Source organism: Marinobacter alexandrii, assembly GCA_039984955.1.
In the GTDB taxonomy this organism is placed as follows: domain Bacteria; phylum Bacteroidota; class Bacteroidia; order Cytophagales; family Cyclobacteriaceae; genus Ekhidna.
The window spans coordinates 1,605,411-1,618,566 of sequence record JBDWTN010000007.1 but is presented as its reverse complement, the minus strand read 5'-3'; the positions used below and the strand labels follow the sequence as shown (position 1 = coordinate 1,618,566).

General features: G+C 38.3%; 12 protein-coding genes. 11 read left to right on the top strand and 1 reads right to left on the bottom strand.

Annotation, left to right across the window (positions count from 1 at the left end; all coding sequences use genetic code 11):
• The first annotated feature begins 1 nt into the window (after position 1).
• The 11 genes from ABJQ32_13535 to ABJQ32_13485 all read left to right on the top strand — a co-directional run bounded on the left by ABJQ32_13535 (position 2) and on the right by ABJQ32_13485 (position 12,324).
• Positions 2-697 (top strand): ATP-binding protein, encoded by a 696-nt coding sequence (locus tag ABJQ32_13535; protein MEP5290665.1) that lies wholly within the window; start codon positions 2-4, stop codon positions 695-697.
• 96 nt (positions 698-793) lie between these two features.
• Entirely contained in the window at positions 794-2,131 is a 1,338-nt protein-coding gene (locus ABJQ32_13530; protein MEP5290664.1) for a PhoH family protein, read from the top strand.
• Positions 2,132-2,181: 50 nt separating this feature from the next.
• Complete coding sequence (locus ABJQ32_13525) at positions 2,182-2,961, top strand: hypothetical protein (GenBank protein MEP5290663.1); 780 nt, start codon at positions 2,182-2,184, stop codon at positions 2,959-2,961.
• Positions 2,962-3,069: 108 nt separating this feature from the next.
• Positions 3,070-3,630 carry a peroxidase-related enzyme gene (locus ABJQ32_13520; protein ID MEP5290662.1) on the top strand — a complete coding sequence of 187 codons (561 nt, stop codon included), beginning with the start codon at positions 3,070-3,072 and terminating at the stop codon, positions 3,628-3,630.
• 53 nt (positions 3,631-3,683) lie between these two features.
• Positions 3,684-4,346: an ABC transporter ATP-binding protein gene (locus ABJQ32_13515; GenBank protein ID MEP5290661.1), complete on the top strand. Its 663-nt coding sequence runs from the start codon at positions 3,684-3,686 to the stop codon at positions 4,344-4,346.
• Between the two features lie 94 nt (positions 4,347-4,440).
• Positions 4,441-5,610: a mechanosensitive ion channel gene (locus tag ABJQ32_13510; protein MEP5290660.1), complete on the top strand. Its 1,170-nt coding sequence runs from the start codon at positions 4,441-4,443 to the stop codon at positions 5,608-5,610.
• Positions 5,611-5,999: 389 nt separating this feature from the next.
• Entirely contained in the window at positions 6,000-7,451 is a 1,452-nt protein-coding gene (locus ABJQ32_13505; protein ID MEP5290659.1) for a BatD family protein, read from the top strand.
• 5 nt (positions 7,452-7,456) lie between these two features.
• Entirely contained in the window at positions 7,457-8,539 is a 1,083-nt protein-coding gene (gene aroC / locus ABJQ32_13500; protein MEP5290658.1) for a chorismate synthase, read from the top strand.
• 37 nt (positions 8,540-8,576) lie between these two features.
• Positions 8,577-9,893 carry a dicarboxylate/amino acid:cation symporter gene (locus ABJQ32_13495; GenBank protein ID MEP5290657.1) on the top strand — a complete coding sequence of 439 codons (1,317 nt, stop codon included), beginning with the start codon at positions 8,577-8,579 and terminating at the stop codon, positions 9,891-9,893.
• Positions 9,894-9,900: 7 nt separating this feature from the next.
• On the top strand, positions 9,901-11,313 hold the full coding sequence (locus tag ABJQ32_13490) for a dicarboxylate/amino acid:cation symporter (GenBank protein MEP5290656.1): 1,413 nt from the start codon (positions 9,901-9,903) through the stop codon (positions 11,311-11,313).
• 360 nt (positions 11,314-11,673) lie between these two features.
• Positions 11,674-12,324, top strand: a complete 651-nt coding sequence (locus ABJQ32_13485; protein MEP5290655.1) for a NifU family protein — start codon at positions 11,674-11,676, stop codon at positions 12,322-12,324.
• A gap of 4 nt (positions 12,325-12,328) precedes the next feature.
• Here the strand turns inward: ABJQ32_13485 and ABJQ32_13480 are convergent, their stop codons facing one another.
• Complete coding sequence (locus tag ABJQ32_13480) at positions 12,329-13,024, bottom strand: hypothetical protein (GenBank protein ID MEP5290654.1); 696 nt, start codon at positions 13,022-13,024, stop codon at positions 12,329-12,331.
• Positions 13,025-13,156 lie beyond the last annotated feature (132 nt).

Genomic DNA, 13,156 nt, shown 5'->3' with positions numbered 1-13,156 from the left:
GATGAACAAGAATTACGAGCATTCGATGTGGCCTTTAAAAAAAAGCGATACGCAAGAAAACGTTATCGAGCTTCTTAAGTTAATTCGAGGAGGAGAAAGTCAATTTGTAGAATTTAAGAAGAAGGCAGCTCACCCGGAGAAAATTATACGAGAAGTGGTGGCTTTTGCCAATTCCAAAGGAGGCCACCTGTTTATTGGAGTAAATGATGATGGCACATTGGCGGGATTAAAACATCCTGAAGATGAGGAGTTTGTTCTTACAAAAGCCATAAATGAATTGTGCAGACCAGCCATTCAATTTAAAGTTGATTTGGTTCAGGTGAGAGAAGATGTTGAAATTCTCCACTATCATATTGAAGAGAGCAACCTCAAACCTCACTTTGCTTTTTTAGAAAAACGTCACCGATACGGAAAAGCATTTGTTCGCTCGGCAGATCATTCTATTCAGGCAAGTTATGAGGTTAGGCAAATCTTAAAGCAAAGCGATAAACCACATCGTGCGATTGAGTTTGAAGATAAAACACGCGAGCTATTCAAATATTTTGAATCTCATTCAGGAATCACACTCGCACAATATAGGCAGTTAAGTGGGCTGAATAAAAAGCTAGCCTCTAATAAGTTAATTCACTTGGCTTTATCTGGTGCTTTAAAAATTGAGCCCAAAGAAGGGGGAGATATTTTTATGCCAGTCAAATAAAAATCCTCAAATTCCTGATAATTCCCTTCTTTTTTTCAGGTGAAACTCCAATATTACAGTCGTTCGATTATTGGAAAGTAAAACCACACACACCGCATGGCGAAATCCACTAAGAAAAAAAAAATTTTCGTTCTAGACACCTCTGTTATTCTTTTTTCACACGATTCCATTCTCAATTTTGCCGAGCATGATGTAGGCTTGCCAATTACCGTTTTGGAGGAGTTAGATCAGTTCAAAAAGGGTAACGATACCAAAAATTTTGAGGCACGTGAGTTTATCCGATTATTAGACAAGTTGGCTAAAGATCATAGCCTGAAAGACTGGATTCCATTAAATGGAAAAACAAAAGGATGCTTCAAGGTGATCATGGATTCTGAAAGCACATTAGACGCGACTCAGATATTCAATGATGGGAAGAATGATCATAGAATCTTAAATGCAGCGCTCACCATTCAGGAGCAAGAGCCGAAGCGAAAAGTGATTCTGGTATCTAAGGATATCAATTTGAGACTTAAAGCAAAGTCACTTGAATTGACATCAGAAGATTATGAGACTGGCAAAATAAAAAATGTCAATACGTTGACTACCGGGAAATCAGAACTTGAAGATATTAATTCAGAGCACATCGATGAGTTGTTTAAAAGGAATGTGATTGATCGCAAGAAAGTGTTGATGCGAAAAAAGTTTCCAGCGAATAATTACTTCATTCTCAAGAGTGAAAAGAATTCTGTTTTAGGTTATTACAATCCTATTAATGATACTGTAGAGAAAGTAGAGAAGCAGACCGTTTACGGCATAAAACCAAAGAACGCAGAGCAAACTTTTGCCATGCATGCCATGCTTAATCCTGAAATTAAACTGGTCAGTATCAATGGGGTAGCAGGAACTGGAAAAACGTTATTAGCATTAGCTTCGGCTTTAGAGCAAAGAAGAAATTTCAAGCAGATTTACTTAGCTCGCCCCATTGTACCGCTAAGCAATAAGGATATTGGCTATTTGCCCGGTGATATAAAGTCCAAGCTTAATCCCTATATGGAGCCTCTTTGGGATAATCTCAAGTTTATCCAGCATCAGTTCCGAGAAAATGACAAAGAATTTACTCGCATTACGGATATGGTCAATCAGGAGAAACTGATGATCACACCATTGGCATATATTCGTGGTAGAAGTTTGTCTAATATCTTTTTCATTGTGGATGAAGCTCAAAACCTAACGCCTCATGAGGTGAAGACAATCATTACTCGAGCAGGAGAAAATACCAAAATCATTTTCACAGGAGACATTTATCAGATTGATACACCTTACCTTGATTCACAGTCAAATGGATTGTCATATTTAATTGATCGGATCAAAGACCATCCAATGTTCGCACATGTCACGCTCGAAAAAGGAGAGAGATCCGAACTGGCAAATCTTGCAAACGAGCTGCTTTAGTAGGGTAAACTTTAAATGAGCTGTAGTAGATGTAACCAATGAATTAATCTATGACATCTACTTATCTAAAGACGTTTATACTTGTTTCCTTACTCGTGATGCTTAATGCATGTGAAGAGGATGATATCATCAGTTCAGACTGTGATTCACTCATTACATTAGATGCTGAGAAATATCAAAATGGTGCCAGCTCTCAATTCTCAATAGTTTCTGTGTCAATTGCTGGGGATTGCCTGGAAATCGAATATTCTTCATCAGGATGTGATGGAGAAAGCTGGGAAGAAGAGATGATTGATTCAGAAGAAATTTTAGAATCATTCCCAATCCAAAGAAAACTCAGAATGCTCCTTAAAAATGAAGAAGCGTGTGCTGCGATTTTTACAAAAACGGTGAGTTTTGATTTAACACCAGTACAGACAGAAAATTATTCATCTGTTATATTAAATTTAGATGGATATGATGAGCCGTTGCTCTATCAATACAGAAAGGATTCAGTTTTGGAAACCCAAATCCAAGCTAAATGGGACCTCATGAATGTCAATGGAGGTCTACTAGGAGTAGATACTGATTTTCCTGCAGGATCTATCACTTGGGAATTTGATGAATCAAAAGTGAAAGTGGTCAACAATAATCCAAATGATGAAATGGTTTATGACGGGTTCGATTCTGGTTCGTATGATTATTCCATCAAAGAGACCAATGGTGAGAAAACTTTATTGGTAAGCGCTCAAGATCTAGGTAGTGCGTACATAATCAATGATGAATTAGTGATTGATCAAAGAGCAGCTGATGGGTTTCAGATCCGCTTCAAGGAGCATACGAAAAATTAGCTTCAATGACTGTCAGCTATCTAACATATGAAACATGATTCAATCGCTTAATAAGCTCAATGCTTTTGTCATTTTGATAAGGATTAGTATAGGTTTTATATTTGGTCTATGCCATACATCGAGACAATACAGCCTGATCAAGCAGACGGTGACCTAAAAGACATTTATGATGGACTGATTGAGAGCAGGGGAAAGATTGCTGAAGTACATAAAATCCAGTCGCTAAATCCAGCTTCTATTGTGAATCATATGGATTTATACATGACTATCATGTTTGGGAAGTCTCCACTCAAGAGAGTAGATCGAGAAATGATGGCTGTTGTAGTATCTATTGAAAATAAGTGTGAGTATTGCCAAACTCATCATCTGGAAGCCGTAAAGAATTTTTGGAGAGACGATTCCAAACTCGACTCATTTCAACGAGATTTTGAAAATGCAGGATTGGATGAAAAAGAAAAAGCACTTTGCCATTTTGCTAAGGATCTGACCAAGAATCCTGAAAAATCAAATGATGCTGGGCTAGTAAATCCATTAAAGGAAATAGGCTTATCTGATAGAGAAATTTTAGACGCAACTCTTGTTGTCGCCTATTTTAATTTCGTGAATAGAATTGTACTAGGCCTTGGTGTTGAACTTGAAAATAATCCTGGCGGCTATAAGTACGATTAATGCATCCAAATTCAAATCATTTCGTTAGGTTTAGTTTGTAAAACTCAAAATACATGATCAACCTAAAAGACGTAAGCAAATTCATTGAATCTAAATACCAAAGAACTTTCATTTTGAAAGGAGTCGATTTAGAAATAAAAGAAGGAGAGTTTGCTAGCATAATGGGGCCATCTGGTTCAGGAAAGTCCACCTTACTTAATATCATAGGAATGCTGGATAAGCCATCAGAAGGGGAATACTACTTCATGGATGAACCGGTTCATAAGCTTCGCGAAAAAAGAATTTCTAGAATTCATAAAGAACACATTGGGTTTATATTTCAGGCATACCACCTGATTGATGAACTCACCGTTTATGAAAACATTGAAACACCATTGATCTATAGAGGAATCAAAGGGAAAGAAAGAGCAAGTATGATAGCAGAAATGCTAGATCGATTTAACATGGTTGCCAAGAAGGATCTTTTCCCTGAACAACTCTCCGGTGGACAGCAGCAGCTAGTTGGTGTTGTAAGGGCGATCATTGGTAAACCGCAGTTGCTTTTAGCAGATGAGCCTACGGGAAACCTTCATTCGTCTCAAGGTGAGGAAGTGATGGATGTCTTAAAACAGCTTCATAAAGAAGGTATGACCATTATTCAGGTTACACACAATGAAAAATTTGCCGAGTATGGTTCTCGTGTTATCCAATTAGAGGATGGTCGTGTGATGAGCTAGTACGAAAATTTCAAGGTTTGATAGGAGGTTACTAAAATGTCTATCTTTGGATTAAGAGAAGAATATTTTTAACTAAACCAATCTTACCATGAATATGCCTGATTACCTAGAGCGATTAATTCATACTATTAGTGACTCTCTCCCAGGAGTAGTAGGCGCAGTTCTCGTGTTAATCGTAGGATGGCTTTTTGCAATCCTTGTTCGAAAAGTTGTCCATAGCCTCATGAAAAAGACAGAGTGGGATGAGCGACTATTAGGTAATACAATCCTGGATACAAACAAGTTTATTGCAAACTTGGTGTATTATATACTCATGTTGATCATTTTACTGATTGTGTTAGAGATGCTTGGCGTTAGCTATGTCTTGGATCCAATCAGAAATATGTTGAATGAGTTCTTAGGATTCATTCCAAACATACTGGCAGGATCAGCCATCATATTCATCGGTTATATAATCGCGAAATTCATTTCGAATTTGGTGAAAATGGCGGGTAGTTTCTTTGATCGACTGGCCAACAATATGGGCTTTAAAGAGACAGACAAACTGGTCCATTTTATCCAGCAAGTTGTCTTTATTGTCATATTTATTCCTTTCATCATTCAGGGTTTAAATGCACTTCATTTAGAGGCTATAACTAATCCGGCAAACAATGTTCTCCACCAGATGCTGGATTCAGTTCCTAATATTATAGGTGCAGTGCTAATAATTGCAATCTTTGTTGTTGGGGGACGATTCATTACGTCCTTTGTCAAGGATCTTCTGGCAAATATTGGAATCGACAGGCTGATCGAAAGATTACAATTAAAATCAGTGCTGGGAGATCAAAAACTTTCCAGCATTGTTGCGAATATCATCTTCTTTTTCATGGTCTTCTTCGGAGTTATCTCAGGAGTAGAAATGCTTGGATTAGACAGGCTAGCTGAAGTTTTGCATACAATCTTGAATCTATCGGGAAATGTGCTCTTCGGCCTAATAATTTTAGTGATGGGTAATTTTCTTGGGTCTGTCATCTTTAAATCAATGGATAGCTCAGGAGAGAATTCCTTTGTTGCGGGAATAGCGAGAGTAGCCATTGTCGGCCTATTCTTAGCTATTGCACTCAGAACAATGGGCATTGCAAACAGTATTGTAGAGCTAGCCTTTGGGCTTACCCTTGGGGCTATCGCTATAGCTGTAGCACTTTCGTACGGACTTGGAGGTCGTGAAGCCGCAGGCAAGCACATGGAGCAGATTCTAAAGAAATTTCAGGGGAAGAAAAAGTAATCGATAAAGAAGTCCCAGCACATTTTGAGTTGGGATTTTTATTTTTAGCTAAAACAGTCGGCGAGTATTGGTTGATACTGCATCCCGAATTTTTGATAACACCATTCTTTTAGCTGATCTATTTCGTCGTTTACCAGGGTTTTAATTGCTTTCTTCAGCTCTTTCTCAAATAGCCGTTTATCAAAGCTTACTTTCGATAAAATAGTTTTGAAGTACTCTAGCATGTGAATAATTGTTAATGATCAAACCCACACCTTAAATTTGGCGTTCTGATTTGACTAGTGATTAATTACAACATTTAATTTGAGTAAAAAATTTGCGGTGCTATGAAAATTAGTTTTGAAAATCTTTGAGACTAATTTCATCTCGCATTGAAACAAACAATACACATGAAACTAACGAACAAGTTCTTGATAGGTTGTGCTGGTATATTACTATTTGTTACAAATGTTTTCAGCCAAGATGTTTCCATCAAGTTGGGAAAAAATGAGATTGGGATTAATCAATATTTCACTATCACATTACAAGTTGAAAATGACAGACTCAAGCAGTACAGTGAATTTCCTAGTATTGAAGGTTTTATAAAAAGGGGTACTTCTTCATCGACCACTACTAACTATGTAAATGGTAGGATGTCGTCCACCCAAAGCCTTACTCAAAACTATCAAGCTACTGAAAAAGGCACCTTTTTGTTAGAGCCCTTCTTCATAACGATCAATGGTACGGAGGTGAAATCTGAGGGTATCCAAATTGTGGTAGGAGAAGCTGTGCAGCGCCAAGCAAGACAAAATCGAGTTGGGAGAGATCCTTTTGAAGATCTTTTTGGTGGTAGATCAGAGCCTGAAGAATTTGTTGATATCAAAGCTGATGCGTTTGTCGCATTATCACTGGATAAAGATGAGGTTTATGTCGGCGAGGGATTCACAGCCACCTTGGCATTCTATGTAGCTGAAGCGAACAGAGCTGAAATGAGATTCTATGATTTGGCAAACCAGATCACTGAAATAGTTAAAACAGTTAAGCCAGGAAACTGCTGGGAGGAAAATTTCAGTATTGATCAAATATCAGGAGATCCGGTCACCATAGGTGGAAGAAAATATACCCGCTATAAAATTTATCAAACCGCCTACTATCCCTTGACACAACAGGATATTGATTTCCCTTCTGTTGGTCTAAAAATGATTAAATATAAGGTTGCAAAAAATCCTTCCTTCTTTGGAAGAAACAGGCAAGAGGATTTCCAAACTTTTTATTCAAGAGAAAAGAAAGTGAAGGTAAAGGAGCTACCCCCACATCCCCTCAGAGATCAGGTTGCAGTAGGTAACTATCGGTTAGATGAGAAAATTGGCAGTGAAATATTAGTAACAGGTCAAAGCCTCAATTACTCTTTTGACATTGTAGGTGAAGGAAATATCAGTGCTATTGAAGCACCAAATCCGGATGGAAAAGATGTGTTTGATTTTTATGCACCAAACGTTACTCAGCAAGTCAATAGATCCGGTGGTAAGGTGCGTGGGATCAAAAGTTATGATTACTACGGTATCCCTAATGAGCCGGGCACATATGCTCTTTCAGATTTTTTTAAATGGATATACTTCAATCCTGCAACGAAATCATATGATACATTAAAGTCAGACTATAATTTAACAGTGACAGGAGAAAGTAGAAAAAACCTCTCTATAGCTTCCAATGATTTAGGTGACTTTTATGATCAAATTAACACAGCAGATAATGAACTTAATACCATTAGTGGAAATGACTGGTTTACTATCATAGTTAATATCTTTATTGTCTTAACATTGGCTCTTACAGCTTACATGCTGTTCAAGAAGACAGCATAATTTAGATGAGTAATACTTTCGGAAACATTTTAAAAATTACTTCTTTTGGAGAATCTCATGGTTCTGGTGTTGGAGTAGTTATTGACGGCTGTCCAGCAGGCATAAAACTGGACAATACTTCTATTCAAGCAGAACTGAATCGAAGAAAACCTGGCCAATCTAGAATTACAACACAACGAAAGGAAGCCGATGAATTTGAATTCTTCTCAGGAGTTTTCGAGGGAATATCTACAGGCTCTCCGATTACAATCCTTATTAGGAATCAAGATCAGAAAAGCAAGGATTACAATCATATCAAAGATGTTTACAGGCCATCCCATGCGGATTTTACCTATCAGGAAAAGTATGGAATACGGGATTATAGAGGAGGGGGAAGAAGCTCTGCTCGTATAACAGCGGGATGGGTGGCAGCTGGTGCGATAGCTAAATTGATTTTAGAAGATGTCGGAGTTAAATGCCAAGCATACGTATCACAAGTAGGTGACTTGAAATTGGATAAAGATTACAGTGATTTAGACTTGGCAAAAACAGAATCAAATGATGTAAGATGCCCAGATGATGCTATGGCTCAACAAATGTTTGATTTAATAGATACAATTAGAAAAGATCGTGATACCATTGGAGGAGTTGTTACAGGAGTAATTTCTAATGTTCCTGTAGGTCTAGGAGAACCGCTTTTTGATAAGCTAAATGCTGCATTAGGTCATGCAATGCTTTCCATCAATGCTGTGAAAGGTTTTGAGCTAGGAAGTGGTTTCAAAGGAGTGGAAATGAAAGGCTCAAATCACAACGATTCATTTGAGAATAAAGAGGGGAAGATTCATACCGTCACCAATCATTCGGGAGGAATTCAAGGAGGAATTTCGAATGGAGAAGATATTTATTTCAATGTTGCCTTCAAACCGGTAGCTACTATTATGCAAGATCAACCCTCGGTAGATAAAGAAGGAAACTTTGCGACTGTCGAGGGTAAAGGACGTCATGATCCTTGCGTAGTACCTCGTGCAGTCCCAATAGTTGAAGCAATGTCGGCAATCGTCATGGCAGATTTCTATTTATTGGCTCAAACGAATAAATTGCGAGGCTAACATGACATTCAAAATTCATTTAACCTAACATTTCTCAATGATTAAAAGGCTACCCCTCCACACCAAAATCTTAATAGGCATGGCGCTAGGACTTGGATTTGGCATGCTTTGCATACAGTTTCCATCCATGTCCGGATTTACCATTGATTATGTTAAGCCAATTGGGACGATATTCATTCGAGGTTTGAAAATGATAGCTGTGCCATTGGTATTGGCTTCCTTAATAATAGGTGTTGCCAATATTGGTGATATCTCTAAGCTCACCAGGATGGGGGGCAAGACATTGCTAATCTTCATTGTCACGACGGTGATATCCATTACAATAGGTTTATCTATTGTTGCGATAGTTAAACCGGGTCATAAGTTGCCAGAAGAGACCAGGACCAATTTGATGGAACTTTATAACTCAAACGCAGCTGGCAAAATAGATTTTGCAGAAAAGGTGAAGTCAAGAGGGCCATTACAGCCTTTGGTTGATATGGTACCTGATAACATTTTTATGGCCGCTACCAGCAATAGTGCCATGCTTCAAGTTGTTTTCTTTGCGATCATCATAGGTATAGCCATGCTCAAAGTTCCAAAAGAAAAGAGTGCACCTGTTGTTGCTTTTTTCAATGGATTCAATGATATAATTATTAAAGTGGTGGAGTTTATTATGCTCATTGCTCCTTACGGAGTTTTTGCCCTTATTGCTTCCTTAATGATTGAAATAGCTGGCAATGATCCGTCCAAAGCTTGGGAACTCTTATATGCTCTTCTATGGTACTCAATGACTGTTATTGGAGGGATGTTGATTATGATGCTGGTTATTTATCCCTTATTGCTAAGAACATTCACGAAGATTAACGTACTTGACTTTTTCAAAGGAATGCGACCTGCTATGTTATTGGGTTTCAGCACCAGCTCTAGTACAGCCACACTGCCCGTTACCATGGAGCGTGTAGAGAAACATTTAGGTGTTTCGGAAGAGGTTAGCAGTTTTGTCCTCCCCTTGGGAGCTACCATTAATATGAATGGGACAAGTTTGTATCAGGGCGTTTCGGCAATATTCATTGCACAAGCCTTAGGTTTGGAATTATCACTCAGTTCGCAACTAATGATCGTACTCACCGCAACTCTGGCAGCTGTAGGAACAGCTGGTGTGCCTGGGGCAGGCCTTGTCATGCTTGTGATTGTATTGGAGGCTGTGGGTATACCTGCTGCAGGTATTGCACTTATCATGGCACCAGAAAGAATTCTTGACATGGTGCGGACCATGATCAACATCAGTGGAGATGCTGCTGTATCCGTCGTTGTGGCATCAACGGAGAATGCTATCGATAAAGAAGTATTGAAAGAGCACGTAAACGATTAATGAATCAATGAAAAAATTACCTCTACATACCAAGATTGTAATTGGATTAGTGCTCGGAACTATTTGGGCATTTGCCTCTAGTTACCTAGGGTGGAATGAATTCACCATTGATTGGATCAATCCATTTGGAACCATCTTTATTCGATTGTTAAAGTTTATTGCAGTTCCATTAGTTCTTTTTTCCATTATCAATGGAATCTCTGGATTGAGCGATGTTTCCAGCCTTGGTAGGTTGGGTGCAAAAACGGTGACTGCTTATATGATTACGACATTTCTGGCCATTGGTGTTGGGTTACTGTTCGTTAATGTAGTTAAGCCAGGATCACATGTCGATGAGACACAACGAATAAAGAATAGGCTTTCCTATGAGATATGGTTGCAAGACAATAACATGGGACTTTCACAGGATGGTCAGTCTTTCTTGTCTGATCCTACATACAATAAATACCTTACTGATGCTCAAGCAGAGCGTGAGATGTCTGAAAAAGAGCGGAAGGATCTGGAGGATAAAATGGAAAAGGCGGAGAAAACAAAGGAAAGCTCTCCCCTTCAATTTGTAGTGGATATGGTACCTGAAAATATCATTCTATCCATCTCCAACAATCAACTAATGCTTCAGGTGATTTTCTTTGCTATCTTCTTTGGAGTAACGATTGTACTACTACCTAAGGACACTGTAGCCCCTGTGGTTTCATTTGTAGAAAGTGTCAATTCTGTCTTTCTCAAGATGGTGGATATTGTTATGAAAGCTGCTCCATTTTTTGTTTTCGCATTACTTTCAGGTGTGGTGGCCAAGATGGCCGATACACCTGCAGAAGTTTTTGAGATATTTCTTGGCTTAGGTTCATACTCGCTCACTTTGCTGGGTGGATTGTTCTTTGTAGTATTTATTCTGTACCCATTAATTTTAAAAATCTTCGTTTCAGGGTTCTCCTACAAAGATTTTTTCAAGAAAATGAGCCCTGCTCAATTCCTTGCATTCTCTACAAGTTCCAGTGCTGCTACGCTTCCTGTGACGATGGAGTGTGTGGAAAAAGGATTAGGTGTACCCAAAAAGATTTCAAGCTTTGTATTACCTATCGGAGCTACAGTCAATATGGATGGAACAAGCCTTCATCAGGCAGTAGCTGTGATTTTTATGGCACAACTTCATTTTATCGATTTAACTATTGCTCAGCAACTCACGATCGTTTTAACTGCTTCTCTTGCATCAATAGGTGCAGCAGCGGTACCAAGTGCAGGGCTGATTATGATGATTGTTGTATTACAATCTGTCGGGTTGAATCCAGCATGGGTTGCTATTATTTTCCCTGTAGACAGATTCTTAGATATGTGTAGAACGGTAGTCAACGTAACTGGAGATGCTACTGTAGCCACGCTGATTTCAAAATCCGAAGGAGAACTGAAACCAGAAACCTAATTATACTAAAGTGCTATGGCCTTTAGCAATGCTACAAGCCCAAAAATAGAGGCAAAGAATACCATTGTGAGTATTGTCAATAGATTTTTCTTAGTATACATAAATTCACTTTTGGTTATTTGCTAACAATAATAGCCACTCCTAGGAATAATGCTATATTATTTCGATAACATGCTCTAAATAGAGGGCTAACCGCTTATATTTCAACTTATGAGGTCTATTCAAGTGCAATAGCAGACTTTGAAGTATGCAATTTGAGAGCGTATGCTTGTTGCTATTCTTAACAAGCTAGGGCTATTTCGTATTTACTAAACCTAGAGAGGTTAAGCGATTTATTGATATCTATTTAACTAAACAGATATGTCTAGGTTGCTTTCGAACTTTTCTACGAACTTTACCATTGTATTGCTAAACGCAGAAACTATGCAAGCCACAGAAGAATCACGAGCAGTGAATATTTATACAGAATCTAACCCTAACCCTAACTCTTTAAAGTTTGTTGCCAACTTTATGTTGATGCCTGAAGGTGTAAGCAGGGACTACCCTAATAATGAAAGTACAGTAGAGGCTCCTTTGGCTAAGTCACTGTTCAATGAGTTTGATTTTATAGAAGGAGTATTCTATATGAGTAATTTCATTACCATCACAAAAAATGAAGAAACTGAGTGGTTCGAGGTAAAAGCTAAAATTCAGCAATACATCAAAGACTTTCTAACCGAAGGAAAAGATATCATCACAGAAAAAATCATAGATAATATTGATGAAGAACTCACTGGAGATGACGCAGAAGCGAAGATCAAGGGAGTACTAGAAGAATATATAAAACCTGCGGTCGAGATGGACGGAGGAGCCATTAAGTTAGCTTCGTACAAAGATGGCGTAGTGACCGTTACGCTTCAAGGGTCGTGCAGTGGTTGTCCATCGTCAACCATTACTTTAAAAAATGGTATTGAGAATCTATTGAAGCGAATGGTACCTGAAGTAAAAGAAGTAGTGGCAGAAGAAGGCTAACAGTCTATTTTCTAAAATTCTTGATATCGTCAATAGACAATGTTTGTTCCTCTAACATAAGTGTGTCGGTACCAATTTCTACAGAAGTGGATTTCCATCCAAATTGAGTAGGCTCAATTGCTTTTAATGGCAGGTTTTCTTCTAACAGAATGTAGGCGATTAATTGAATGTCTTCAATATTTACATCATCTCCATAGTAAAGGATATTGCTTCCAAGACCCATGGTCTCAGTAGCTTCCTTTTCATGTATGTAGTAGCCTTGATCCTTTAAAGCATAAACTTTATCACCATCTTGTTCATGTCTATAATACCTAACAACAATATCTTCTCTTAGCTGACCTGCTGGTAAGCTTGCCATTTTAGGAGCTAAATAATTATTTTTCAAATCGGAAAAAGAACTATAAGTTCTTGCAGTCTCAACTTCGGTTGTTTCAACCTCTTTAAAGGCAACACTTTCTGTGTCCACCTGAAAAGTGGAGTCAGTCTCTTGTTGATTAGTTTGGAAAGATGCCTCCTTTTCGTTTGGAGTCTGAAGTTCAGTGGATGCCTCTTTTTTGATTTCTTTATTGTTTTGATTTTTGCCAGCTTTAGGCTGTTCAATAGGTTCGGAAAAACTAGCTTTTCTATTTTTGGTGTATTTATCAGCATCAAAGGCAGAAACCTGTAAGAGTTTGATCAGCCCGATGAAGATAATAGCCATTATGGCATAGATTGGATATCTGCCCATTGGTTTGCAGTGATTTTTGTTGGCACCCTGAATTTAACCAAAATACTCATGTGCACAAAAAAGCCCTCATTTGCACAAAGCAAATGAGGGCGTAATATCAGATAA